Annotated in this window: 26 protein-coding genes; 12 read left to right on the forward strand and 14 right to left on the reverse strand. The window is 60.1% G+C overall.

The annotated features are described in order from the left end of the window. Positions 1-427: 427 nt before the first annotated feature. Entirely contained in the window at positions 428-1,708 is a 1,281-nt protein-coding gene (locus AC5RT3_RS11355) for an IS110 family RNA-guided transposase (protein ID WP_494124212.1), read from the forward strand. Positions 1,709-1,984: 276 nt separating this feature from the next. Beyond that, on the forward strand, positions 1,985-2,347 hold the full coding sequence (locus tag AC5RT3_RS11360) for a DUF7793 family protein (protein ID WP_494124213.1): 363 nt from the start codon (positions 1,985-1,987) through the stop codon (positions 2,345-2,347). 314 nt (positions 2,348-2,661) lie between these two features. Here AC5RT3_RS11360 and AC5RT3_RS11365 read toward each other — a convergent pair whose 3' ends face one another. The 6 genes from AC5RT3_RS11365 to AC5RT3_RS11390 form a co-directional block, all read right to left on the reverse strand. Then, positions 2,662-3,060, reverse strand: coding sequence for a DUF5956 family protein (locus tag AC5RT3_RS11365; protein WP_494124214.1), 399 nt, complete (start codon positions 3,058-3,060; stop codon positions 2,662-2,664). Between the two features lie 746 nt (positions 3,061-3,806). Continuing rightward, a complete protein-coding gene (locus tag AC5RT3_RS11370) occupies positions 3,807-4,088 on the reverse strand; it encodes a helix-turn-helix domain-containing protein (RefSeq protein WP_494124215.1) in 282 nt (93 codons plus the stop codon). A 2-nt stretch (positions 4,089-4,090) separates the two neighbouring features. Then, positions 4,091-4,360, reverse strand: coding sequence for a ParB family protein (locus AC5RT3_RS11375; RefSeq protein ID WP_494124260.1), 270 nt, complete (start codon positions 4,358-4,360; stop codon positions 4,091-4,093). Between the two features lie 15 nt (positions 4,361-4,375). After that, positions 4,376-4,828, reverse strand: coding sequence for a hypothetical protein (locus AC5RT3_RS11380; protein WP_494124216.1), 453 nt, complete (start codon positions 4,826-4,828; stop codon positions 4,376-4,378). Positions 4,829-4,873: 45 nt separating this feature from the next. Further along, positions 4,874-5,182 carry a hypothetical protein gene (locus AC5RT3_RS11385; RefSeq protein WP_494124217.1) on the reverse strand — a complete coding sequence of 103 codons (309 nt, stop codon included), beginning with the start codon at positions 5,180-5,182 and terminating at the stop codon, positions 4,874-4,876. A 78-nt stretch (positions 5,183-5,260) separates the two neighbouring features. Further along, positions 5,261-5,599 carry a hypothetical protein gene (locus AC5RT3_RS11390; protein ID WP_494124218.1) on the reverse strand — a complete coding sequence of 113 codons (339 nt, stop codon included), beginning with the start codon at positions 5,597-5,599 and terminating at the stop codon, positions 5,261-5,263. A gap of 21 nt (positions 5,600-5,620) precedes the next feature. Between AC5RT3_RS11390 and AC5RT3_RS11395 the strand changes: the two genes are divergently transcribed. The 3 genes from AC5RT3_RS11395 (at position 5,621) to AC5RT3_RS11405 (ending at position 8,746) form a co-directional block, all read left to right on the forward strand. Then, entirely contained in the window at positions 5,621-6,700 is a 1,080-nt protein-coding gene (locus AC5RT3_RS11395) for a tyrosine-type recombinase/integrase (protein ID WP_494124219.1), read from the forward strand. A gap of 22 nt (positions 6,701-6,722) precedes the next feature. Beyond that, the gene (locus AC5RT3_RS11400) at positions 6,723-7,025 is read left to right on the forward strand and encodes a helix-turn-helix domain-containing protein (RefSeq protein WP_494124220.1); all 303 of its coding nucleotides are present in this window, start codon (positions 6,723-6,725) and stop codon (positions 7,023-7,025) included. A gap of 407 nt (positions 7,026-7,432) precedes the next feature. Continuing rightward, positions 7,433-8,746, forward strand: a complete 1,314-nt coding sequence (locus AC5RT3_RS11405; RefSeq protein WP_494124221.1) for a tyrosine-type recombinase/integrase — start codon at positions 7,433-7,435, stop codon at positions 8,744-8,746. A 120-nt stretch (positions 8,747-8,866) separates the two neighbouring features. On the opposite strand, the gene AC5RT3_RS11410 is transcribed toward AC5RT3_RS11405, so the two are convergent. Beyond that, a complete protein-coding gene (locus AC5RT3_RS11410) occupies positions 8,867-9,271 on the reverse strand; it encodes an SHOCT domain-containing protein (protein ID WP_494124222.1) in 405 nt (134 codons plus the stop codon). Between the two features lie 215 nt (positions 9,272-9,486). Here AC5RT3_RS11410 and AC5RT3_RS11415 point away from each other — a divergent pair, with 215 nt between their 5' ends. The 3 genes from AC5RT3_RS11415 to AC5RT3_RS11425 all read left to right on the forward strand — a co-directional run bounded on the left by AC5RT3_RS11415 (position 9,487) and on the right by AC5RT3_RS11425 (position 12,069). Next, positions 9,487-10,098: an RNA polymerase sigma factor gene (locus AC5RT3_RS11415; protein WP_494124223.1), complete on the forward strand. Its 612-nt coding sequence runs from the start codon at positions 9,487-9,489 to the stop codon at positions 10,096-10,098. Next, the gene (locus AC5RT3_RS11420) at positions 10,095-11,009 is read left to right on the forward strand and encodes a peptidase M56 family protein (protein WP_494124224.1); all 915 of its coding nucleotides are present in this window, start codon (positions 10,095-10,097) and stop codon (positions 11,007-11,009) included. Before AC5RT3_RS11415 ends, AC5RT3_RS11420 begins: the two co-directional genes overlap by 4 nt. Positions 11,010-11,130: 121 nt before the next feature. Beyond that, positions 11,131-12,069, forward strand: a complete 939-nt coding sequence (locus AC5RT3_RS11425; protein WP_494124225.1) for an AbiTii domain-containing protein — start codon at positions 11,131-11,133, stop codon at positions 12,067-12,069. A 225-nt stretch (positions 12,070-12,294) separates the two neighbouring features. Here the strand turns inward: AC5RT3_RS11425 and AC5RT3_RS11430 are convergent, their stop codons facing one another. Both AC5RT3_RS11430 and AC5RT3_RS11435 read right to left on the reverse strand, forming a co-directional pair. Then, entirely contained in the window at positions 12,295-12,810 is a 516-nt protein-coding gene (locus AC5RT3_RS11430; protein ID WP_494124226.1) for a single-stranded DNA-binding protein, read from the reverse strand. A 38-nt stretch (positions 12,811-12,848) separates the two neighbouring features. Further along, positions 12,849-13,130, reverse strand: coding sequence for a glutaredoxin family protein (locus tag AC5RT3_RS11435; protein ID WP_494124227.1), 282 nt, complete (start codon positions 13,128-13,130; stop codon positions 12,849-12,851). Positions 13,131-14,439: 1,309 nt separating this feature from the next. Here AC5RT3_RS11435 and AC5RT3_RS11440 point away from each other — a divergent pair. Further along, a complete protein-coding gene (locus AC5RT3_RS11440) occupies positions 14,440-14,931 on the forward strand; it encodes a hypothetical protein (protein WP_494124228.1) in 492 nt (163 codons plus the stop codon). 355 nt (positions 14,932-15,286) lie between these two features. Here the strand turns inward: AC5RT3_RS11440 and AC5RT3_RS11445 are convergent, their stop codons facing one another. Further along, on the reverse strand, positions 15,287-15,811 hold the full coding sequence (locus tag AC5RT3_RS11445; protein ID WP_494124229.1) for a hypothetical protein: 525 nt from the start codon (positions 15,809-15,811) through the stop codon (positions 15,287-15,289). A 504-nt stretch (positions 15,812-16,315) separates the two neighbouring features. Here AC5RT3_RS11445 and AC5RT3_RS11450 point away from each other — a divergent pair. Further along, positions 16,316-16,897: a recombinase family protein gene (locus AC5RT3_RS11450; protein WP_494124230.1), complete on the forward strand. Its 582-nt coding sequence runs from the start codon at positions 16,316-16,318 to the stop codon at positions 16,895-16,897. Between the two features lie 386 nt (positions 16,898-17,283). Here AC5RT3_RS11450 and AC5RT3_RS11455 read toward each other — a convergent pair whose 3' ends face one another. Then, positions 17,284-17,670, reverse strand: a complete 387-nt coding sequence (locus AC5RT3_RS11455) for a hypothetical protein (RefSeq protein WP_494124231.1) — start codon at positions 17,668-17,670, stop codon at positions 17,284-17,286. 238 nt (positions 17,671-17,908) lie between these two features. On the opposite strand from AC5RT3_RS11455, the gene AC5RT3_RS11460 reads away from it, so the two are divergent. Further along, entirely contained in the window at positions 17,909-18,136 is a 228-nt protein-coding gene (locus AC5RT3_RS11460; RefSeq protein WP_494124232.1) for a DUF2188 domain-containing protein, read from the forward strand. Positions 18,137-18,732: 596 nt separating this feature from the next. After that, a complete protein-coding gene (locus tag AC5RT3_RS11465; RefSeq protein ID WP_494124233.1) occupies positions 18,733-19,845 on the forward strand; it encodes a hypothetical protein in 1,113 nt (370 codons plus the stop codon). A 50-nt stretch (positions 19,846-19,895) separates the two neighbouring features. Here the strand turns inward: AC5RT3_RS11465 and AC5RT3_RS11470 are convergent, their stop codons facing one another. The 3 genes from AC5RT3_RS11470 to AC5RT3_RS11480 all read right to left on the reverse strand — a co-directional run bounded on the left by AC5RT3_RS11470 (position 19,896) and on the right by AC5RT3_RS11480 (position 23,363). After that, positions 19,896-20,939 carry a DUF6414 family protein gene (locus AC5RT3_RS11470; RefSeq protein WP_494124234.1) on the reverse strand — a complete coding sequence of 348 codons (1,044 nt, stop codon included), beginning with the start codon at positions 20,937-20,939 and terminating at the stop codon, positions 19,896-19,898. 291 nt (positions 20,940-21,230) lie between these two features. Next, positions 21,231-22,169, reverse strand: coding sequence for a tyrosine-type recombinase/integrase (locus tag AC5RT3_RS11475; RefSeq protein WP_494124235.1), 939 nt, complete (start codon positions 22,167-22,169; stop codon positions 21,231-21,233). A gap of 49 nt (positions 22,170-22,218) precedes the next feature. Beyond that, a protein-coding gene (locus AC5RT3_RS11480; RefSeq protein ID WP_494124236.1) for an IS3 family transposase occupies positions 22,219-23,363 on the reverse strand; the annotation gives its coding sequence in 2 pieces (ribosomal slippage) (positions 22,219-23,087 and positions 23,087-23,363; 1,146 coding nt in all). Positions 23,364-23,676: the final 313 nt, after the last annotated feature.

Here is a 23,676-nt window from a genome sequence, read left to right on the forward strand (position 1 = left end):
GGGTGAGACCCGGCGCGGCTGCTAGTCGGGCGGTACTGAGGCGGTCACTTTAGCTTCCGTCATCCAGGCTTTCCAGCAGCTCCACTTCCACAGCATAAGCGGTTCAGACGAGAAGGAAATAACGGACGCCACCAGCGCCCACACCGAGTAACCCCTCGCCCACGGTAATGATGGTAAAGGTCCTGAACCGGCGTGACTCGTCGCCCACCTGACGCGTGCGAACGCTGTCTTTCTCATGATTTGTCCACCGGTTCAGGACCAGCACCAAGCCCGTTGAACCAGGCGGACATGACCTAATAGGAGCCTGAATCGCTTTAGTCCCATTACCGTGCTGTCTGCCCGGCCTGGCCAACGTGCAAAACACAAAACCAGGAAGAGCAGGGCCGTCGCCATATTGGTTCAGGAGCTACCCCAAGTCATCGTCGGCGTGGACACCCACGCCGACACCCACCACGTCGCCGTAGTCACCGAATACGGCAAACCCATCGCTGATCAAAAGTTCCCAGCAACAGCCGCCGGCTACAGCAAACTGCTTCAATTCATCACCAGCCACGGCACGGTGAGCGCCGTGGGAGTCGAAGGGACAGGTTCCTACGGGGCCGAATTGTCCCGCGTGTTAGCCAAGGAAGACCTGAAGGTCTTCGAGGTCAACCGGCCAAACCGTCAGCAGCGCAGAATCCGGGGAAAGTCAGATCCACTGGACGCCTACCAGGCAGCCCAATCGGTACTTGCTGAACGGGGCATCTCGACCCCCAAAACCAAAAACGGACCAGTGGAATGCCTCCGCATCCTGCGGACAGCACGGACCTCGGCAATGAAGGCGCGCACAATAGCCATCAACCAAATCCGGAGCCTGCTCGTATCCGCACCAGAAACGCTCCGAGCGAAGTACCGCGGCATCCCCACATCAGCGATGATCACCGCGCTTGCCCGCTCGCGGCCCTCCGGGCACGCCGCAGACACGGCATACATCACCGCGCTGACATTGAAAACGCTGGCCTTGCGGTATCAATCCCTGCGATCCGAAATCGCGTCTACCGACGAGCTCCTGCAGGAAATCCTCGACTCATACGCACCACTGCTGACCAAACTGACAGGCGTAGGCGTTGAAGTCGCCACCCAACTCCTGGTCACCGTCGGAGACAATCCAGAACGGATCAACAACGAAGCCCAATTCGCAGCCCTCACCGGCACCGCACCCGTGCCCGCATCATCGGGCAAAACCCACCGCCACAGACTCAGCAAAGGCGGTGACCGCCAAGCCAACAGCGCCCTCCACCACGTTGTCCTCTCCCGCATGCAATCAGACCACCGAACCCAGAACTACGTCACCAAACGAATGGCCGACGGCAAGAGCAAACGAGAAACCATGCGCTGCCTCAAACGCTACATCGCCCGGGAAATCTACCGCCAAATATTCAGCCCTGTTGCAGCACCCGACGTAACCGACCTCCGGCCCCTCAGACGGCAACTCGGCGTCACGTTGCAGCAAGCCGGCGAACAACTCAACCAGTGGCCCTCCAACCTCTCCCGCATAGAACGAGGGATAGCCAGAAACGACCACGTCGCCCAAACGTACCGACAATGGCTCACCCAACAGCACCTGTCCACAACCGGGGACAATTCTCACCGGTTATCCACCGCTACCACCACCGAGGGAGCTACCCCAACGGCTCCCAAAAAACCAGCCGTGGATAACCCGAATTGACCCCAGCCATGGACAGCTCAAAGTCACCTCCGCGCGGCACACCAACCCCAAGAAGCCAACCCCAAGAAGCGCCATCACCCTGGAGCGCGAACCGCGAGGCTTACCCCCATCACGGGACTGACCCGCAACACCCCTTGCGGGATCGGCCGAACGGGCACAGAAATAACCCCCCTCAAAGCGGCAAGTCTTATCCAATCGATTTACATTAGGCTGAACAACAAGCCCTAGGGGGTACAGGTAATGGCGTCGGTTGGGTCAGGCAAAGCTGAACTGTTCATGGACGAACACGGGATTCTCCAGCTGATATGGGCGCGCCAGGCCGTCATACGATCAAGTGACGCCGAGGCCGCCATGCACATGGTCAACGAGCTATGCGGGCAAGCCGAACGCCCCCTGCTGGTAGACATGGCCACAACGGCCGAGGTGACCCGCGGGGCCCGCGCCGTCTTCAGCCGAACCTGCCAGGCATCACACGTCGCACTCTTGGGCGCATCACCAGTAGATAAAGTCATCGCCAACTTCGTCTTGGCCATGAACAAGACAACCCGTCCAAAACGCTTCTTCACCTCACGGAAAGAAGCTATGGAGTGGCTAACGAGAAGCAACTTCAAAAAAGAACCAGGCAGATCAGCACAATGAATCAAAGCAGCAAAGGAGAACGCAGGACTACTGCCATCGTTCTAGCGGCAGCTCTGATATCTCTGCTCGCAGCTGGCGCGATCATCGAGAAGCTGAGCCAGAATACTAACCGGAGCGGGGACTCAACAGTCAGCACGCCAAGCGCGGACGTGACAGAAAGCTGGACACCAGAGCGTATGAAAAGCGCCACACCTCAACCAATGCCACACGTTCCCTGACCCCAAGGAATAGCCCCTGCAAACCAGTTGCGTACCGCACTATGCTCCACAAATTACGACCACAGGCCGCGAACGTGCGTGCAACATGCCCCTGGGCTAAACGTTGTCCTGCCGGGAGTAAAGACGCTGCAGGAAAGCTTTTACGAGGCCACATAGTTCCCGCGGATGGGAGGCCTGCGGATCGTGTTTTCGTATGAACTCGTTGAGTTCTTCATGTAGCGCCTGCAGGCTTGACGGTGCCGAAGGCGGCCGCAGAAACCATTCGAAGCCCCGGGGGCGGGGAGGAAGGCCCGCAGCGGTCAAGTGCTCATCAATAAAACCATCAATGATCTTCTGGTCGTCTTCGGACAATGCATTGCTCTGGTGAAACCGCCTAAGGAGGTTCTCTTCCCCGGCCATCGCTGAAATAAGCGCATCCCACGTAGAGTCTTCAAGCTCAAACCACCCCTCTGGCGGAAGAGAGATCTTGACGAGATCCCATTCAGTGCTGGTCATAACCCCTCCTGTTTACGGCACTAATGCCCGTGCAGCCTCCCCTCGAACTTACGTTGGACGTAGGCAGAAACATAGGAAGCGACCGACGTAGGTTGACGTTCACGGCTAGGGCCAATAGGCGCTTGCCGCGCCAGCCATAACCAATGACAAAGCAGCTTCACCCTTCGGTAACAGTCCAGCTCTCCGAGCTCGCTCCCGAGCTTCGTTCGAGCCCCTCTTCATAATTTTGACGACCATAGGAGCATCGGCAAAAGCTACATCCTTCGGGCTTTTCCCGCACCCAGGTGGACGACGGGACCCACCTGACCGGCTGCACACAAACGCCAGGACACCGAGGTGCGAACCTCACCGCCGGGACCGGCGAATGTGCACAGCCTGGGAACGCTGAAGTCACCAACGGACCCCTTCCCCATGGACCAAGACCGGCGCCGCCGGCCAACCCGACCCGGGGGTCAGGTTTCTTTCAGCAGGGACGACACACACCGTCCAAGCAGGGCGAAGTTGGGCAGCGACGGAACCGCAACCAGCGGCCGGCTTCTAAAGCGCGCGGGGGACTTCCAGCCCGGTCACCGGCGGTGACAACCACAAGCTGCAGGGCGGCGCTCATCACCACCAAGTACCGTAGGCCCGCGTGATCCAAGCAACGGCACCACCCGCACATCCCAGGCATCACAAACAACCACTAAAACGACGAAGGCCGGCACCCGTAGGTGCCGGCCTTCTAGTCATTCTGGGAACAGGATCGTCTAGCTCTCGCCAGGGGCGTCACCTTCCGGAATCTGCCCGGACGCAATGCGCTCTGCAGTCTTCTCGTAGGCTGCTTCAATGTAGGCCGCCAGGTCGTCTTCCCGTACCCGCCAGATGCCCCTTCCGCCAAACTGGGCGGCCCTCAACTCACCGCTCTTAACCAGCGCATAGACCAGCGGCTTGCCGAGGTTCAGGACCTCCTGAACCTCATCCAGCGTGAGCATCCTCGGGAACGGCACCGGCGCCTTTGCCTGGTTCATTTCTTCGGTCCCCTTTCCCATCGCTACGTGCCCTCATTCCGGTGCTGCATCTCATCCATCGTTCTCTGCCCGCGGCGCAACTCCCCGGCCTTCACCGGCGGCCACGGCTTGCCGCCGTTGTACTTGCGCTGCAGACGCTTCACCTCACGCATCGTCGCCCGGACAATGAAGTCCGAAACGCTCGCGTCACCCTCTTCAGGTTTACCGGCTTCCAGGAAAGCGGCACGGACCTGTTCCGCCTGGTCCTCCGTGTAGTAAGGCGTGAACGCTGCAATCTTCTTTGGTTTCGCCATCACCACAGCCCGCGCTTACTTGGCTGCACGCAGCACCTGCGGCCACGGATGCAGGCTGTCCAGGTAACCCTTCCCCAGTGACATGGAACCGTCCGCGCTAAAACGGACATCGGAGTGTTCGTGGCTGCCGCCCGCATGGGCAATTGCAGCCAGCACCAGGTCAAGGTTTTCCCGGTCAAGACCCGGCACAACATCACCCAAACCCACCGGCACATCCTCGGCCAGCGACGCGGCCAACAACAGGAACCGACGCTCCCCACCAGAGAGCACACCCGCTTCCTCAGGAATGGCTGCGAAGTCGATCCAGGCACTCACCTGACCGGGCCCTTGCGGCTCGGAGCTGGTATGCACCCATGGGTTACCGCGGGCGGCAAACTTCCCACCAAAGCCCCGGATCAGCAGCTCCGTGGCCGCCTCGATCGTGTACATGCCTTTGGCCCAGGCGCGGAGGTCATCTGCGTGCGTCATGGCGTTAGCCTTTCAGATAGGTCGGAACAAAGATACGAGGCCGGATCAGCTCACAAAAAGGCTGATCATTTCGCTGCTGAACCCCACTATGCCTATGACGATGGCTACGGCTCCCACGGCGCCGAGGAGCCAGCCAAAAACCTTTCCCGCCGGCTTCGGGGTTTTCCGTTGCCGGGAGAGCACGGTCAGCCCGAAATTTGCCATGGCTGCCCCGAGGAAGAACACTGCTCCACCCTGGGTCAGCAGGCCCAAAGGGAGTGCAGCGCACAGCAACACGCAACCCCAGATCAGGTACTTTCGACCCTCATCCTTGGCCGGTCCTGCCTGGTGCTCGGCGTCTTGCAGCTTCTTCATTTGGTTCTACTTCCGGGCTTCGAGGGTGAGGAGACTTGTCGGGGCCAGCGTAGCTACTGGCCCCGACATTGGGGAGGTTTAGAAGGGTGGTTCGGAGTCGGGGCCGTTGCCCCATCCGCTGCCAGCATTGCTCGTTGCTGCGGGGATCCCCCACGGGTCATCTTGGGGGGTCGACTGCGATGCCTGGTTGCCGTTCCCCTGGCCACCGAAGCCGCCGCCGGCCTGTCCGCCCTGGTTGCTGCGCTGGGTGCGGTTGACCTTGGCTGTCTCGAATCCCGTGAGTTCGTCGCGGAGTCCAGAGGGCCCGAATCCGCGCGGATATTGACCCCTATCGTCTGTTTTGCCCTTGTTCTGCATGTCTGAAATACTTTCATAATTCCTGGAGAAACCGTGATATTCATGATCGATACGGAACAATATTGAACTGGGGGCTGTGTGATGGCGCTTGCCGCGGTCCGGTCCATTGGGTTCAGCCAAGCTCTGCGCTCGGCGCAGGACGAAGAAGACTTCGAACAAGAACTCGTCGACCAATTTGCGCTGGCGCAGATCGGTTCGGGCGTCACGGACCAGTTCGTCAGGACGGAGCGCGCGGTGATCTTTGAGTTCGCCCGCTTCCTTGGCCGGTACCTCTGGACGGCCTCTCCCTCGGACGGTGACCGGTTCCTGACACATTTGCGTCATGAACGCGGGCAGGCCCGGAGCACCCGGGAAAGCAAGGCCGGCACGCTGGCCAGGTTCTATGACTTCGTGATCGGCAGATACCAGGGCGATATCCATGCGCTCACCGGCTACGTCGTCATCCAGCCCATCGATGAGTTCAATCGCCCGTCCAGTTCGTCGTTCGTCGCTACCCGAATCCCGCCCGGCGACTCCGAAGTCGAGACGCTATTCACCCGCTGGCGTGATGCCCTGCCCGAAGCCAGGAAGTATTTGCCTGCAGCCCGTGACTATCTGGCGGCTTCCTTGTGGCGCCGTGCCGGTTTGCGTATCAACGAGACCTTGATGCTCGACATTAAGGACTGGCGCCCGGACCTTGGGCAGAACGGCAAGATCCATGTCCGTTTCGGCAAGGGCAGCCGCGGCCGCGGCGCCAAACCCCGCCTCGTTCCCGCGATCAACTCGGTAGACGTTCTGCTGCAGTGGTGGCTGACAGATGTGCGCCACCAGTTCGGTGATGACTACCTGGATCCGGATGCACCTTTGTTTCCGAGCGAAAGGCGCGACCGGCACACGGGCGGCTGCGCGCGGGTCGGTGACGATGCGCTGCGGGCGGGCCTGGCCAGCGCGGTGGATCGTTGGCTGCCAGCTTGGCGGGGGCGGCTAAGTCCACATGGACTGCGGCACTATTGCGCCTCGTCCCTCTACGCTCGGGGGCTGGATCTGAAGGCAGTCCAGGAACTGCTCGGACACGAGTGGCTCTCGACAACCACCCGCTATATCCATGTCCATTCCGACCACATCGACCACGCCTGGGCAGTCGCGAATGAACGCGTCGCTGCCCGGCTAACAGGAGAGTGACAAGATGCGCTGGAACCTACGAATGGTCGCCGCTGAGCGGGGAATCTGGAAATCGACCGAGCTCCGTCGTCTGCTGGCCGAAGCCGGACTTGAGATCAGCACGGGCAAGATGTCCGGGCTGTGGACCGGAACTCCGACCACGATCCGACTCGAAGACCTTGACGTCATCTGCGCTGTGCTGAATTGCTCACCAACGAACCTGCTGATTTGCGAGCCAGAAAAGGTGGAAGCTGCCCGACCGAAGCCGGCCGAAGCATCATCCACCGGTTCAGGCCCGGCCGTGATTCCCCGGCTCGGTCGCAACCGTTCCAAGCCGCCAGCGTGAGAGGCTCCAGTCGCCCCCGCCCGTGCACCGCCTGTGGCTTGAGGCCGATTGCGTGGAGTTATCCGCGCAGGACGAAGTTCTGTCACGAGTGCATGCCCGGAGGCCCGGTCGTCCCGCCGCCGTGTCGACGATGCGGACGCACCGAAGGGTACTACTCCGCCGGGCTGTGCGATCAATGCCACCACAGCGCCCCACAAACCGTGGCGGCGTGCAGGGACTGCCATGCCTGGGGTGTGGGCCGGATCAACGGCTGGCTTTGCGGGGCGTGCAAGTGCTGGCGAGCGAAATACCCGGAGGGAATCTGCAGGGCATGCAATGTTGTCACCGCAGTCAATGAGGATCAGGGCTGCAGGCTTTGCTGGCACCAATTTCTCGCCGCCGGCGGGCGGAAAGGAGGAACCACTCTGGTGGAAGCCAACCGTCACGGCCAGCAGCTGTTCCTTGCCAACCTCCGCCACGCCAGCAAAGGACAGCGACGTGGGACCCGGCGTCGCCGCCAGGAACAGCCGGTAATGGGATCGGCACTGGCATTCACGCCGGTAGCCCACCGCCAACTGGCACTGTTCCCCGCAACAGCGAGGGACCTGCAGCGAGGACGGACCCACGGATTCCCGGCCCCCGCCGACCTGGCGATGGCGGCCTTCCTGGATGAGTTTGTCATCGCCTATGCCGGAAAGCACGGATGGGGCGTGACGGCGACCAAAACAGTCCGTCGTGGACTGTCGGTCGCCCTCGGCCTGCAGGACACACCGGGCGCTCCCCTGCGGGCCACCGACATCCTTGAGCTGGCGCAAATCGGAACGAATGCTCTGCGGCTGTTGGAAGTCTGCGACGCCGCAGGCGTGCTCGAGGACGACCGCCAACCTGCAGTGGACAAGTGGTTCAACACAGCTATCGCCGGGCTCCCTGAACAAATCCAGCATGAGCTGGGCCAGTGGTACGCGGTCATGACCAAGGGCAGCAGCATTCCTCCCCGCAGCAGACCGCGGTCGGAGCAAACGATCCGCCTGTATACGCGGTGGTCGCTGCCGGCCCTGCATGCTTGGGCAGCGGCAGGACACACCACCCTCCGGGAAATCACGACAGAAGATGTCCGAGAGGTCCTTCCCGGCTCCGGGAATGCACGCTCCACAATGGGACAGGGTCTGCGCTGCCTGTTCCGTGTCCTCAAGGCCCATCGAGTCACCTTCTTCAACCCCATCGCACTCATACCCACAGGCACTCACGAAACCCGCCCACCCATGCCACTGACAGACTCCGCGCTGCGCGAAGCATTCAGCTCCCAGGACCCCGCCCGGGCAGCACTCATAGCGATCACGGCCTTCCACGGACTGCGATCGGGCCAACTACGGGGACTACAACTGACCGATATCCGCGACGGACGCCTCCACGTGGATGAACGCGTCATCCCGCTCCCCCAGCCGGTCCGGGAACGCCTGACTGCTTGGCTTGCCTACCGCGATCAACGCTGGCCCCTGACCACAAACCCCCACGTATTCATCAGCAGAAGAACCGCGCACGATACCTCCCCAGTCGGCGTCCAGTGGATCACCACATCGATGGGCATGACCGCCCAGGCAGCCCGCGAAGACCGGATACTCCACGAACTGCACGCCAGCAGGGGCGACATCCGGCGTCTTTGCGACATGTTCGGCCTGAGCATCACCGGAGCGAGCCGCTACTCCGCCATCCTGACCCACCCGGACCTCCGAAACGCCTAACCTTCTCTTACGCTCCAGCCCCAACACCCCGCCAAGGCTGGGACTGACGAATCAGCGAGCAACCGGAGCATATGTCTCTTGTGCCCGTCCCTTCCGGACCAGCACCTCTCTTGCTGCGACTTAGCTATCGAGGATGCGGCGCTTGGCAGTAACAAATTCATCCGCGGTGAGCGCGCCCCGCGAATAGAGGTCTGCCAGGAGAGCAAGCTCAGATGCTATCGATTTGTTCGCTTTTTCCCTGCTTACGCTCTTGGTCCAAAGCCTTCCCGCACGGGCAGGAGCGGACGCTTTGCGCGTCTTGTTCCTCTTGACGGCATACAGAAACAGCACGATGACGCCCAGGACTGCCACCGCAATGCCCAAGGGCATGGACAGATGGGAACCGGAGGCCGTCCCAAGGACCGCGATTGCGACTCCGACACCCGTTAACCCGATTCCGGTCACCCACTGTGCTGTCTCAAGGAGGGGCCGCTTGCCTCGGAATTCAAACAAGGAGCCACGGGTCCCGAGCACATGGTCGTTCATGCGTTGAAGGATAGACCCAGGTCCAATCGTTGAGCATCCCTCCGCCCAGACTGCTCGGAGGCCAGGCCTTCGCTCGCACTGTACCCGTAGACCGCTTTAGCGAAGGAACTTCTCTGAGCCGGCACCTTCGTGGGAACATCATTTGGCTCTGGACATGAATCTGAAGTTTTTTGGATTCTGCGAAACCTTTTGATCTTTGCCGGACACTAAAGGGCATGGGGAGCATAGAAACTGCGGATGAGGGGCTGTGGCGCCAGAGCCTTCTTGGCCAAGGCGACGCCTTTGGCGCCCTCTACGACCGGCACCGGGACAGGGTCTTCCGCCACGCATACCGGCTGTGTGGAAACCACCACGATGCCGAAGACATCATGGCCGCCTCATTCCTTGAACTCTGGCGACGACGAAAGCACGTCCGGGTGGTCGAAGGATCAATCCTTCCCTGGCTACTGGTCACGACCACGAACATGGCCCGTAACCGCGCCCGCGCTGCTGCCCGCTACCAACGGCTCCTGAACTCACTGCCACGTAACCAGGAAGACGGCGACCCCACCGCTGATCCGTACCGCAGATACCAAAACCAACTCGATCAGGACGTTGCGCAAGCTCTTGCCACGCTGAACGTCGAGGACCTGCACCTGGTGAGCCTGATTGTTTTCGAAGAGCACACCATCGCCGCGGCCGCCGCTGTCCTTAACCTGACACCAGCCGCAGCGAAATCACGAATGCACCGGGCCCGGCAGCGACTACGGGCTGCCCTCGACGGCAATGCATCAGCGCAGAACCCTCCCACCGCTCCAACACCAGTTTTGGAAGGAGAACGGCCATGAACCAGCTCCACGTCGACAACGTGTTCAGTGACGCGCTACGCGCCGAACTCATTACACGAGTTGAGAAAGCCGCGCCTACCCGCGCCCGGAAGCGCACCAGGCTTTGGGCCGGGACAGCAGTGTTCGCCGGCATCGGTCTCCTAGGCGGTGTAGGCGCGACCGCCGCCGGTCTCTTCGTACTCCCGGGATCTACGCAGGTAACGCCCTTGGCATCCCCGGTGACGGAGACTCACACAGGGACGGCCACCGTACAGCTCGGTCCGCCCCCGGAAGGCACCACGGGCATAGAAATACAGTTGCACTGCCTGAGTCCCGGAACGTTTTCTTACTCCCGCGGGGCCAGTAACACCTGTGACCAGGATGACGTAGGAACCCCCCAGGACTGGACCGGATACACAATTCCCCTCACACCTGGGGAGGAAAGCATCACCATCACAACAAGCCCCGATGCCAGCTGGAAGCTCAGCGCCCGGTACGTCAGCACCGACATCACCCAGTGGGCAACTAACGCCGACGGAGATACCTACGGCGCACTGAACGAGAAGGGAACCCCTGACCTGGTCGCCGTCATAGCAACTAATGGGGCCAGAGGCTATGTCTATCGGACAGAACTTGAAGATGCCAACGGAACAACCGCCAGCAAGACGTTTAAGAGCCCCGAAGAAGCCATCGCCTGGCAGGAAGCAATCAAGGGCAAGGACTTCGTCATGCCCGTTTATGACGCATCGGGCAAAACGGTCGTCGGTGAATTCGTTATCAGCCGCGGGACCGGGACCACCGAGGTCGGTGGAACACCTGCAGCGGAATGCGCGGGAGTTCCGGCGACCCTCGGTCCGGGTGAGGCATGGCCTTGCCCCGGCTTGTCGCCAATAGAAACGGGATACCCAGCCATCCCTGTCCCTTCCAACTGATCTCGTTGGAGCCCAATGCCCGTCAGCCGTCCGACTAGCGGGCAGGCTCTAGGCACCTGATGTCCGAGGTGGCCGGTAGATTCGCCTGGTATGCACTGCGCCTCACGTTGAAGGACTTCAAATGACCAACACTCTGCTCAGCTCCTTGCGGGAGCAAATCCTGGATGAATCAGAACCTCTCGCCGGGCTCCTGCGCAAGTGCTTGCTGCTCGGTGCCGAAACCGGCTCTGAATCATTGAGGCAATGGGCAAGATACGAGCTCTCCGGGTATGACGACGACGCGGAAGTCCCCAGCTATCGGGTACTGCCCTCGCCACCGATAACGGTGAGCTCAATTAGCGGGAATACCTGGGCCAAAGGCCAGACGTTCAATCGGCTCCAACTGCCCATAGAGGCCCAGAAGGGCGTGCCGGAGTCATTTCCACTCCGTCAGCCCATCGAAGAGCTGGAAAGTCTCGCCGGGGGCTCCTCGATCTCTTTTTCCAGCACCGGTCTGACCTATGCTCAAGCCATTTGGAACGATTCGCTCGGCCCATTCCAGCAGATCCTGAGCATGTCTTACTCACTTCCAGGTTCGATGCTCACAGGAGTTCTAGGTCAGATCAGAACACAACTCGTCGATGTCGTTGCCGACCTGACTGCAGAGACTCCGCTGACCGAGTTGCCAAGAAAACAAGCTGTGGATGCAGCTGTGGGTCAGCACATCGGGACGCAATACAACACCACGATTCAGACCGCGAACGGTCCTACTGCCATCGGTTCGAGGGCAAAAGCCAAGGCCGAGGGGTTGAGTGTCGACGACGCGATCAGGCTGCTCGACGTCGTTCAGTCCACGGCAAAGGGAGTAGCTGACGACGAGAACCGATCTGAGCTGATTGCGGCAGTCGAGGAACTGCGCGTAGCAGCCCAGCAGGAAACACCAAATACCGGGGACGTGGTGAAAAAAGCGGGCAAGCTAAACGCCCTCGCCGCACGTATTGGTGCTCCGGCCGTCAGCGCAGCCGTCAGTGGCGCGGTAGAGACAATTACTACGCTGGCGCTCTCCGGCGCCTTCGGGTAATCAACGGGCAAGCTGCAAGCATGGTCGGGTCCACCGACGGCCGCCACCAACCCCGGAAAGCGCTCAATAATGGCTGGCGTTTCAAGGTACCCCGATTCTCGTATGAACCGCCGGACAAACTGCCCTTTAAAGGAACGGGCATGCCTGTCGCTCGATGCCCAGATGGGTCGAAACCGGCCCCAGCAATCGAAGGCCGGTTTCCTCATCTTCAGGTGGAGAGGGGCTTCACGCCAGGTTGCGCGCCTCACCCTGAGGCTTGAACCAAGGGTCATTTTCAGGGAAGGCCCCTTCGGCAGGCTGATCTCTTTCGTTACCCGCGGGGGCCCGAGTGGCCTGAGACTGCTTTGCGCCTGAGTTCCCGCTGTTAGACCCGTCAGATTTCGCGAACCCACGGGGAACGTTCGCGTACCGGAGGGAGGGTCCGATCTCATCGACTTCGAGCTCGATGACGGTGCGCTTCTCGCCTTCCTTGGTTTCGTAGGAACGGGACTTCAGCCGGCCGCTGACGATGAGGCGCATGCCCTTGGTCAGGGACTCGGCCACGTTCTCGGCAGCTTCCCGCCATACGGAGGCCCGGAGGAAAAGTGTCTCGCCGTCCTTCCACTCGTTGGACTGCCGGTCGAAGGTCCTGGGCGTGGACGCGATGGTGAAGTTCGCGACCGCGGATCCCGAGGGTGTGAAGCGCAGTTCGGGGTCGTTGGTGAGGTTGCCGATCACGGTGATGGTGGTTTCTCCTGACATTGGTTTCGTCCTGTTCTCTTAGTTTCGTTCTGGCGGATTTAGTTGGTGCGGGTAAGAACTGCGGTGTGGTTCATGGAGGCGGCGACGAGCTTGTCGCGGCGCAGGCCGGACCAGTGGTCCTGGTCATCGGAGTTGTTCACGACGACGGGCGCTTGGGAGTAGCCGAGTTCGGCGGTGATGTACTCCAGGGCCGCCGGCACTTCGGTGATGTCCACGGCCGTGTAGGTGATGCCCTTGGAGTCGAAGTAGTCCTTCGTCTTGTCGCAGTTGCGGCAGTCGGGCTTGGTGTAGACCGTGTAAGCGGTGGGTGAAGCAGTCATTTTCAGCACCTGGTTTCGTATCAAGATTAGTTTCGTTCGTCTGGCTGAATTGCTACTTCAATTCTAGCAATCATTCAACTGAATGAATAGGGGATTTACCGTGTATTCTAGGGAATTTTCCCGCTCATTCCTTCGCGCAAATTGCGATTCCCCCGCTCCTTGGCCACGGGAACGGTGTCGATTTCAGAAGCTGACTGCACAGATGTCAGAAGTCCTCTACACATGCCCTGGATCCGGCATCCCTTGCCAGCGGCCCAAAGACACTGCGTGTGGAACTTAACTTTGTCTGCCGGACACTACTAGGTATAAACCAATTGGGGGAACAGGATGCTGAGCTCTGGGAAAGATGCGACCAGTCAGCCCCAGGGGGTCGCACCACCGACCCCCACCCCCAGACCCCACCACGCCACCCACCCAAGAGGCCAACTGCGCCGGGCAGGCCCAAGGCGCGGCCCAGGAGAAGCAGCCGGCAGCACACCACGGCACGGCCCAGGAGACCAGAGAAGGGGAGCAACCACGAAAAACTGCCGGATATATATCCGGCAGTTTCCACCAGGCCGAAAGCGCATGGGGGATCGGATGCCCGACCCCCTGCAGCCACGCTCCACGGGGCCGAGCCCCGGCGACTCCTGGGGTTTTGCAGTTGGTCGCCCAACAGCCAGTAGCTGAGCTACACCCGCCCCGCCAGAACTGTCGGGCGACCGACAAAGCGTGCGTTCCCCAACATGCTCCGGAAACAGCCATTTCACCACTCCCCCTAAGCGCCGACGCCGGACTGCGGTATTCCGGCCCCTTCGCTAAAACTGATGGACATCCATCAGTCCAAAGTAGGGAACGTCAGAATGAAACAAGCACTGTCTTTATCCCCGGTAATTACGGGCGATAACGGGACCTTTAGTCGGGGTTGCGCATTTCGAATAACGCATTTACTATTTATCTCACCGGTCGGAAGGTCACTATTTCGAGTTATTGAATCGCTAACTAGAAACCCGTCTGGTTATGGCAGTAGTTTGCAGCGAATGAGCGCGTGGTCAGGACAATCTGGATTTGCTCTTCGTAGTGTCGGAACTTTCCGACAGCGGTCCTTGCGTGTTTACACATGCAGGGGCCGCTTCCTTTCTTCCGTAAGAAGACGGGGGGGAATGGCTCTGGAACCCGTCTGCTTGTGGGGCTTACGGCTCTATCCCGCGCCTTCAATGTGGGAGACGGATCAACCTGGGTTGGAGTGATTTACGGATATTCCAGCCTTTCCACCTCATTGAATTAAGCCTGTTTGTCTTGCCACTAAAAAGATCGGACGTTGTTTGCTATGAGTAAAAAGCAGAAGTTCATTAGCCGTGCAATCCACCTTGTGGACATTGAGAACCAGGTGGGTTCGCCGCGCTGCAGTGCCGATGAAATCAAAGATTGGTTCGAGCACTATTCGTCTACGGTCAATCTTGGCGCCCTCGATATTGTGGTGTTCGGTGTAACGAACATGCATAACATTTTCGCGGTGAAGCAGTCTGGTATTTCGGCTAGGATCGTTCACAAATTCGGTCCCGATGGCGCAGATATCGCCCTGCAAACGGTCATGGAAGACGAAGGCCTAGATCGCCGCTTTGGACGGATCTATTGCGTTTCCGGCGATGGCGGGTTCGCGGAGCAGGTAGGCCGTTTGGGCTCCACCGTCCAGGTGCACGTGGTTGCGCGCAGGTCCGCTCTCGCGAAGCGCCTTGAACTTGCGGCGGGATCGGTGATTCTCTTGCCCGAGGCCATCGACCGTAAAGAAGCAGCTGCCGCACTTCGGCATGTCGGCTGATGAGGGAGGCATGGCACCTCGCAAAGCCGCCGGTTCCCCGCGACGTCCTGCGCGGGGCGGACGAAGGCGAGACAGCCTGCGGGCTGAGCAGCTGGAATATCAGGCTCCGTTGGGAGGACGTGACGTGCCTACGGTGCCGCGGCACCGAGTTTTTCTGGGCACTCGAACATGGTGGACGCCGCCGTTAGCGCCCAAAGGCGACTGCACAGCGGAAGATCTGGCCGTACAAGAGGGCCGCTCGGCGGACGTCGCTGGCTCCTGGCGATGGCTGTTCGTCCACGCGCCGCCCGGGCACTCGGTCACATGCAGAGGCACCCGAGTGATCGAACTGCTCGGGTGCCTCGTTTCGGGGATTTCAGAGGTTGCGGATTCGTTTCCACCGATCGGTGATCGCCGGAGTCATCCAGTAATGCGCGCCTGAGCGCGCCGGCGTTAAGCTGGCACCCGAATCGACCACAATCGGCCACCAGTCGGTCTCGTAATGCTTCCGGAAGTGGGGGGTGAGCTTGGTGAACGTGTTTGTGACGCGACCCGCAGAGTGCCCAGTCTCCTCAACGAGGTCCTTCCGGTTGTACTCGCGCGTGCCACGAGGGTCGCGTGCTATGACGTCCATGATGTCGGTGAGAACTTGGGTGATGATCGTGTCACCCTGAGCGACGCGTGCCAGTCGCTCTTCCGTCCACACTTCGTCTTTGGCGTCGGACCGTTCGTCTTTTGCATCGGACCGTTCAGACACGCCCTCGTGAGGGGGCGTTTCTGCGGCGGACACGGAAGCAGATGAAACGGCGCTGCGAGCTCGCGATCGCTCCGCAATCAGCTGGTACACCGCCTCGAGGTCCTCGGCGGGAACCGGCACAGGGTGAAATTCGCTGGGAGACATTTTTTTACCTTTCGAGGACCAAAACTTGGTGTCTCCAGACTAGCTGCTACCGCCCCCCAGAGCAATACCGCGTCTGGAGAGGTGATTTGCTCGTCCCGTTGCAACTCTGGAGATCAGGTCACTGCCTCCGACCTACTTACCCGCCGATGTGACATTCATCGTCGAGAAAACACCGCCGTTTGCCGCCAACATTCACAGAAGTCGCCTGCACCGCCCGGGCCGCTGTCGTCCCGCGCCTGCCGGGGACACGGTTGACGCCCGGGGAGGTTTCTCAACGGCGGGCTGCGGGCTGCCGACTGTTCTCGAAAACGAAGGATTGCAAGAACAGCTTGAATCGAGAATCCAGGGGGACGATCGCTCATCGCAGTGGTGCGACGTCCTGCCCCGGAGAATTGGGGCGAGGAAGAAAAAGGAGCAGCCCGGGCCCCGGTTCTCACAAATAGTTCTCAAAACGGTACAGTCGAACTCAGACCCCGAACCGAGTTTTGAGAAGAGAACATCCCTATGGCCACACACCGCATCGGCTACGCCCGGGTCTCCACCCGGGACCAGAACCTGGACCTGCAGGTCGAAGCCCTGAATAAGGCCGGATGCGACAAGATCTACAAAGACACCATCAGCGGCACCAAGTCCCAACGCCCCGGCCTCGACCAGGCTCTGGACAACCTGCGCCACGGTGACACCCTGGTGGTGTGGAAGCTGGACCGCCTGGGCCGGAGCGTGAAAGACCTCCTGGACTTCGCCGGCGGACTGAACGACCGCGGCGTAGGATTCGTCAGCCTCACTGATGCCATCGACACCACAACGGCCTCCGGACGCTTCTTTTTCAACGTCATGGCGTCCCTGGCCCAGATGGAACGGGAACTCATGGTCGAACGCACGCAGGCCGGCCTACAGGCCGCACGTCAACAAGGACGGGTCGGCGGCCGCAAACGCATCATGACAGATGCCAAGATCCGCTCAGCCCGCAAACTCCTCAAACAAGGAACACCGCCGCGGGAGGTGGCCGACACCCTAGGAGTCTCCGTACCCACCCTCTACCGATGGGTCCCGGCAACAGGAGCGACCCAGGCACCAAAGAAGTAGTTCCTGCAGGTTGGTGCAGGCGGCCTCCGAAAAGATGACTGTTGGTGCAGAGGAGTATTGAGCAGAATGCAGTTTCGTGCAGGGCACTTCTGACATTTCAATGTCCATACTCGTCTGCACAACCCCGGAATTCCGCGGGCGCTTGTGCAATCGACTTGTGAAAACGACAGGTCACGCCGCCGGCGACTGTGGTGATCCCCGCAGGTTCGCCAGAGTCCCAGCCCCCTGTGCCTGAGAAGCCTCTCACCCGGCGGGGTGATGTGCGCACCCGGCTGGAGTGGCGGTGTGAACAGGTGTCGTCCCTGCTGAAGGACGATCAACCACAACGGACGGTTCGCCGGCAGCGCATGATGTGGGCCATGGGGAACGTCCCCGCGCGCGTGTTTCTAGGAGTCCTGCGACCAGCCCCACCAGCGGGTCCATTTGTTGGCGTTCCCGCCGGGCGGCGGGCCGAGGGCGCGGATCGCTTTCTTGTACCAGCGGTTGCTGAGGTAGTAGCTGGCGGCGATGAGGACGAGGAGGATGGCCAGGATGATCAGGGACTGGTCCTTCGCGGCCTGATATTCGTAGTATCCGGGCTGGCCGTAGGCGAGCTCCCCGGAAACCAGGGGGCCAGTCACGTTCAGGAAGTAGTAGAGCGTCTGGAAGAACGCGAACATCAGCAGGATGGCGGGAAGAATCAGGACGGCGAAATATTTGAGCCAAAGTTTCGCGCATCGTTTGTTCCAGTCGGCCAGTTGCCGTTTCTGGTCAGCGTCTATCGTCTGCGCCATGCTCTCCCCCAAAGAATTCCTGCCTTCTGGGCACAGTCTACGGTGGTCAGCGGCGCGCCGACTTGAAAGGTAAGCATGCTTGCTATTAGTTTGGTGTCAGCTTCTCCGCCTGTCCCCCATCAGGCGGAGTGGTTGCCAGGGAGGCCCCGCTTTACGACTTGAACTCGTGCTGCGGGGCTTTTCGCTATCCACATGTGGGCAGCAAATGCAGGAATCGGAACGGCAGAGGGAGTATGCAGTGGCTCAGGGCGACATTGAAACGTACTACGAAGACGGCCAGTGGAAGAACAAGCGCGAGGGCTCTGACCGCGCGTTTGGTGCCGACTACGGCACCAAGGAAGAAGCGGTAGCTGCGGGCCGCGAAGCGGCGCAGGCGGACAAAGTGGAGCACGTCATCAAGAACCAGGACGGCCAGATTGGCTCGAAAAACAGCTACGGCAACGATCCCAGGAACGTCCCGGGCTGATTACTGAGCAGCGTTGTGTTGCGGCTTGCCTGGGGACACAAGAAAGGCCGGCGGTTAGGCCGGCCTTTCTGCGTTCTCCTCGGCAAAGGAAACTTATGGATTCAGCTTAGCTGAATGGTCTTCATCGTGTGCTGCAGCCGGCGGGAGCGTCGCTGTTCCCTGGGGGCGCGGCACCTGATGGGCGAGGACGTGGGGCGCGTTATTCGGCGGTCCGTCGCTGGTGAGTGGCTTGCTGTGGTTCGCCCCGGGCGGCGGACCGCCCGACTTCTGGAAGGTTCCTGACCTTCGTGCGGTGATTCAGTTGGGGCCTGTGCCGGGCGGGATTTGGGATCCGCCGCCCGGCACAGGACCTTGGTCTATCCGGCCGTCTCGGTCTTTTCGCCGCTGTCGATGATGATCTGTTCGACCTCGCTTGCCGTGTATCTTCTCCGGACTAGTGACGCTCGTCAACTGATACTCGTGGCCTTATCCCCCCACTTGAGCATGGCTCGAGTTCTCTGACGCCGAGGCAGGAGCGTAGCGGATGCGGTAGTGCAGAAGGCCCGACACTCTATCCAAAGGGCATTTAAGAGTTGTGGGTCAAGGAGAATCAAACTGTGTTTACTCCTCCCGATGGGCCCTCTTTGACAGCATCAAGCGCCCGAGAACTCGACGACAGCTACTTCCAGTCCCGTCCATTTGGTTACTTCTCGTCCCGCATCGACTCGCTGGTCAAAGCCACCCAGTCCACGGTCACGGGCGACAATGAAGGTCTGGGCGTCGATGTTCTTGCCGCTCTTGGGCAAACATCACTTGCAGGATTGCTGGACTTCGATCAATCTGATCGGACGCTGCAGGTAGCAATCGATGCCTTTGCACTTCGCCATCACGCCGCTGAATCCCTTGTGCGTCTCTACCACGGGCTCACTGTGGGAACCGCAACTCAAGGCTCTATTCCTTGCGTGTGGGCTGCCATAGCGGAGGGACCTACCCGAACCGTTGATCTGGTCAGTACGGCTCGAGAACACTTGCTAAGCCCCCAGGGGCACGAGAGTTTCTGGAGGATGGTATTCCCAGAAACTCTCATGGCTGAAGTTCCGACGGAAGAGCAAGGCTTGGCAGACCAAGCCCTCAATGTTGTTGGCGACTGGCTCGTTCATGCTATGAATCTGCTGGTGAGGTCTGACATCAACATCAACGCCGCCCATAACAAGGTGAAGCATGGCCTGACTGTTCGGGCGCGAGGAGATCTTCGCCTGACTTTCACCACGCACGCACCGGACTTGGATGGCAATGTGGCACTGAGTGGTCTATCAGGAGAAAAAGCCGCAGATATTTTCGCCGGCACTACTTTGGATTACTTGGCCAGGCCCCCGAAGGTCAGGGAAAGAAGGCAGGGATTGGAAGTTTCCTCGCTTCGTCTCGACCCCGCAATATTATTGGCGGAGACCTGGCTGATGACTACTGCCCATTCTGCGATATTCCATGTAGCAGCGAGTAAGCACTTCTCAGGACGTGAGGTCTCTTTTCAAGCCTTCCCGCGTCTGCCTCTCGGACCTACACCGCCCCAGCTACTGGGGGAGGCGGTCGTGGGCATGCGGTTCCCAATTACAACTCCCCCAGACGGCGGGCCGTTGGATCGAAAAACTGGTGTCGCATTCCGGAGCAGCTTTGTTCCTCTGGACGTGAATTATGCGAGCAAGCATAGCGGCAAGGTGGTAGACGGATGACACCTGACTGTCGCTACCAGATCCCTTACGTGTCCTGACGGCACCGGGGCTTATACATAGATGGCTACTGGAACGACTTTAAACGAAGCGCCTTCCACACGAGCCGAGATCCTGGGATCAAATGCGACGCCGCCATTTAGTTGAGCCTTCTCAATTCCCGAGTCAAGCTGCTGCTTCATCTGGCCCATCAGCATGTCAATGCTTTCGGCGGGGATCGAACTGAGCAGTTTGTTTCTCTCTAGCGTGGGTCGGTCGGTATCTAATTCTGCGGTTACTTTGCCCAAGACAGTAAACCGACCATCCAAGATCCTGTCGGTATCTTCAACCGTGAAGTGGGATCGATCACACATTGTGATGGCTGTGACAGCTTCCCCATCTTCGCCCAATCTGCCGAAAAATTCCTTCGTTTCTTCGCTGCGGAAGTCAGTGCGGACGGCACGTGTTACCGCTTCTGCCAGCTCAGTTTGAGTCTGAACTCGCACATTCGTCTTCTCGAAGTAGGCCTGGCGTGCGTCGTAGTTGCTCCAGTCCTCATCGAAAGCTAGCCAAGCCTTCTGTTTGACCTGGTGTCTCACGATGGCTGAAACGAGCTCCGGTGTAAGCACATCCAAAAACACGGCCATTTGATCAGGAAGGAACTCGGTGGAGTACTCAACGAAATCTCCGACCTTAAGTTCTGAAGCTTCCGACAGGTTGTTGACCCGCTTCAGAAGCCCGAAGCCTCGTAGTGACTCACGAACAACATGCAGGTAATAGGCCTGCGTGTACTCCCATATCGACGTGCGCTTTCCCGAAGTAGCGTCCTTGGCGGCATTTCCTGCGGCTGCGGCGAGTTTCCCAGCCACTTCTGCCCCTGAGCCAAACCACCCTACGCTGCCCTTGATATTTCCGCTGCCTTCGACATTTTGGGTTACGGACTGCTCCTTCGAGCCGCCTTCTTCCACCGTGTCTCCAGTCACCAATGGCTGCCGATACAACTGCTGCAGGATGCCACTGACGTAATCAGGGTTTTGGTAGATCGTCACGGTGGGAGTCATCGGAAGCGTGGCTTCCGATCCCTCTGAGTCTTTCTTGGGCTTCTTTTTTTCTGCCATGCTTCCCCCTGTTGAACCAGATGATTCCAAACGACGTAATGACGCCAGCTAACTAAACAGTATCGGCCCACGGTGACAGCTGTAGCTGTGGTGCCCCGACGGTTCTTGCTGTCACAGTGAGGGGACAGCAGGCATTGCAAGCGATACCTCCTTCACCGTTTGATTTAGCTTGCCTCGTGCGGCTTTCAGGCTGATTTTTATCCCTTCAAGCTTCCTTTGCCAGCCGCACTGTTCGATCTCGAGCTTCCGGTCCTCGAGGCCTTGGGTCGGTTCTACTCGACATGATCCGTCTTAGGTATCGGCCGGTTTGGTTTCCACTAAGAAGCCTTGGATGGATCGTTCAATGGCGTCGGCACCGTCTTGGAGGGCCTGAGGCATGAGATGCCCATAGATTTCTTCGGTTGTTCGGGTTGAGGCATGACCAAGCCGGCGGGAGACGGCAAACATGGAAATAGTCCCGTCCTGAATAAGCCAAGAGGCGTGGGTGTGCCTCAGATCGTGAATGCGAGGGGATTTGCTCAGTCCGTTCGCCTGCGCGGAGCGGACCGCTGGCCGCCAGCAGTGCTCCCAGAATGGCTTCTGTGCGATGCGGCTGCCGCCCGGTGCCGTGAACAGGAGGTCACTTCCTGGCCGGCCCGCCATAGGGGAGATGAGTTGATCCACCAGGGCCGGGTTTAGGCCGATGCTGCGCCTACCCGCCCCCGTCTTGGTCGGGCCGAGGTAGTACTTAGCTTGATCATCGCGTTTCCAAGCCTTGTTAATTCGCGCTGCGGCAGGCCTGGACATCAGGTCGATATCGGCAACTGTCAGGGCGGTTGCCTCACCGAAGCGGGTTCCAGTCATCACCAGGAAGTTGATGAAGGGTCTGTAGTGCTGGTCCATGCCGCTCAGAACAAGGTTGTATTCAGCATGGGTGAGGAACATTATGTTGTCCTCTGCGCGCTCAATGGGAGGTAGCCGGATACCGCGACAGGGATTGCGCGAGATGTATTGAAGCATCTCGGCCGTCTTCATTGCCGCGGACAGCAACCCGTGCACGTTATGGATTGTTTTCGGTGCCATCCCTTTTCTGCTCAAGGACCGCACCCACAGCATGATGTCCCGGTAACCGAACATGACTACCGGGATTCCGCCGATCGCACCCTGGATATGCAAGTCCAGCATCCTTTGATACGTTCGCACGGTTCCGGCCGAGGGACGAACGAGCAGATCAATGTGTTCTTGAACCACTTGGCCGACGGTGAGTCGGGACTGCCCCGGCTTTTGTTGACTCGGGGTCTTAGGCCGCTGTGAGCGCGGTCCGGTTGATTGTTTCATATTCGATGGGCGTGAGTTTTCCTAGCCGTCTTTGCCGTCGCCGGCGGTGGTAGATCCGTTCGATCCAAGTCGTGATGGCCAGGCGCAGGTCCTGCCTGGTGAGCCACTGCTGACGGTTCAGGACGTTCTTTTGCAGCAGCGAGAAGAACGATTCCATCGCGGCGTTGTCCGCGCACGCACCGACCCTGCCCATCGATCCTGTGAGGCCGTGGTGGCGGAGTGATTCGACGAACCGTCGGGAGCGGAACTGGGACCCGCGGTCCGAGTGGACCACTGTTCCTGCGGGGCGGCGTGAACGCACCGCGTTCTCTAAGGCGGCGACGGCAAGCGAGGACTTCATCCGCGGGTCCATCGAGTAGCCGACGATCCTTCCGGAATAGACATCTTTCACGGCGCAGAGGTAGAGCTTCCCCTCGGCAGTGGGGTGTTCGGTGATGTCCGTCAGCCACAGCTCATTCGGCGCGGCGGCGGTGAAGTCCCGCTCCACCAGGTCGTCGTGAACCGGTGGCCCCGGCTTCCGGTTCAGCCCCCGCTTCTTCGAGAACACCGACCAGATGCCGTGGGCCCTGCACAAGCGCTGGACCCTGTTCTCGCCCGCCGTGATGCCCTTCCCGGGGAGTTCGTCGGCGATGAACCGGTACCCGAAGGCCGGGTCGTCGGCGTGGATGTCCAGGGCGGCGTTGACCAGGTGCGCATCGACCCAGTCCCGTTCCGTGACCGGGCTGGCCCTCCACCGGTAATAGCCTTGCTTGCTCAATCTCAACACCCTGCAGGTCACCGCCACGGGAACACCGTCGGCGGCAAGATCCGTGACCAGCGGGTAGATCATTTTGGGTTGATGTCCCTGGCCAGATAGGCCGCGGCCCGGCGCAGAATCTCGTTCTCCTGCTCCAACAGGCGGTTCCGCTTCTTCAGCTCCCGCATCTCGGCCGACTCCGTCGCCGCCGGGCCGGCCCCGGATTCTTTACGGTCGGCGATTGCAATCCAGCGCTTGAGCGTCGTGACCGAAAGCCCGAAATCCTTCGCAATCTGCGCCAGCGGCGCCTCGCCCTTGCGGGCCACATCAATAACATCCTGGCGGAACTCCGCCCCATAAGCCGTGGGCATGGTCAACATCCTTCCACGAGCACAAGCTCGCTAGGTCAAGGAGTCAACAAAACCGGGGGCAGTCCCGTCTGGCCGAGGTCCACTGCCGGCTGGATCGAAGTGCGCTGACTAGGGACTGTCCATGGGCGTTCAGGCTGCGCATTAGCCCAAGAGCCTCCACCTCGGACCTGAACGTCAAACCCTCCTGGCGCCGGGTCGCAGGGTCTCGCCATCGGACCATGAACGAGGTCGAACCATCCACTCGGGGCCGACTGATAATACTGGCCACGAGAACAGGCTACGCCCCCACGGGCCCGTCCTACCCTGCCTCGAA

The organism is Arthrobacter sp. Y3221159, from assembly GCF_059089885.1.

Bases quoted from the DNA above. Each gene is read 5' to 3' on its own strand.
- AC5RT3_RS11360 (WP_494124213.1), top strand. From the start codon at position 1,985: ATGGACGAACACGGGATTCTCCAGCTGATATGGGCGCGCCAGGCCGTC.
- AC5RT3_RS11365 (WP_494124214.1), bottom strand. From the start codon at position 3,060: ATGACCAGCACTGAATGGGATCTCGTCAAGATCTCTCTTCCGCCAGAG.
- AC5RT3_RS11370 (WP_494124215.1), bottom strand. From the start codon at position 4,088: ATGGGAAAGGGGACCGAAGAAATGAACCAGGCAAAGGCGCCGGTGCCG.
- AC5RT3_RS11375 (WP_494124260.1), bottom strand. From the start codon at position 4,360: ATGGCGAAACCAAAGAAGATTGCAGCGTTCACGCCTTACTACACGGAG.
- AC5RT3_RS11380 (WP_494124216.1), bottom strand. From the start codon at position 4,828: ATGACGCACGCAGATGACCTCCGCGCCTGGGCCAAAGGCATGTACACG.
- AC5RT3_RS11385 (WP_494124217.1), bottom strand. From the start codon at position 5,182: ATGAAGAAGCTGCAAGACGCCGAGCACCAGGCAGGACCGGCCAAGGAT.
- AC5RT3_RS11395 (WP_494124219.1), top strand. From the start codon at position 5,621: ATGGCGCTTGCCGCGGTCCGGTCCATTGGGTTCAGCCAAGCTCTGCGC.
- AC5RT3_RS11400 (WP_494124220.1), top strand. From the start codon at position 6,723: ATGGTCGCCGCTGAGCGGGGAATCTGGAAATCGACCGAGCTCCGTCGT.
- AC5RT3_RS11410 (WP_494124222.1), bottom strand. From the start codon at position 9,271: ATGAACGACCATGTGCTCGGGACCCGTGGCTCCTTGTTTGAATTCCGA.
- AC5RT3_RS11415 (WP_494124223.1), top strand. From the start codon at position 9,487: ATGGGGAGCATAGAAACTGCGGATGAGGGGCTGTGGCGCCAGAGCCTT.
- AC5RT3_RS11420 (WP_494124224.1), top strand. From the start codon at position 10,095: ATGAACCAGCTCCACGTCGACAACGTGTTCAGTGACGCGCTACGCGCC.
- AC5RT3_RS11425 (WP_494124225.1), top strand. From the start codon at position 11,131: ATGACCAACACTCTGCTCAGCTCCTTGCGGGAGCAAATCCTGGATGAA.
- AC5RT3_RS11430 (WP_494124226.1), bottom strand. From the start codon at position 12,810: ATGTCAGGAGAAACCACCATCACCGTGATCGGCAACCTCACCAACGAC.
- AC5RT3_RS11435 (WP_494124227.1), bottom strand. From the start codon at position 13,130: ATGACTGCTTCACCCACCGCTTACACGGTCTACACCAAGCCCGACTGC.
- AC5RT3_RS11440 (WP_494124228.1), top strand. From the start codon at position 14,440: ATGAGTAAAAAGCAGAAGTTCATTAGCCGTGCAATCCACCTTGTGGAC.
- AC5RT3_RS11445 (WP_494124229.1), bottom strand. From the start codon at position 15,811: ATGTCTCCCAGCGAATTTCACCCTGTGCCGGTTCCCGCCGAGGACCTC.
- AC5RT3_RS11450 (WP_494124230.1), top strand. From the start codon at position 16,316: ATGGCCACACACCGCATCGGCTACGCCCGGGTCTCCACCCGGGACCAG.
- AC5RT3_RS11455 (WP_494124231.1), bottom strand. From the start codon at position 17,670: ATGGCGCAGACGATAGACGCTGACCAGAAACGGCAACTGGCCGACTGG.
- AC5RT3_RS11470 (WP_494124234.1), bottom strand. From the start codon at position 20,939: ATGGCAGAAAAAAAGAAGCCCAAGAAAGACTCAGAGGGATCGGAAGCC.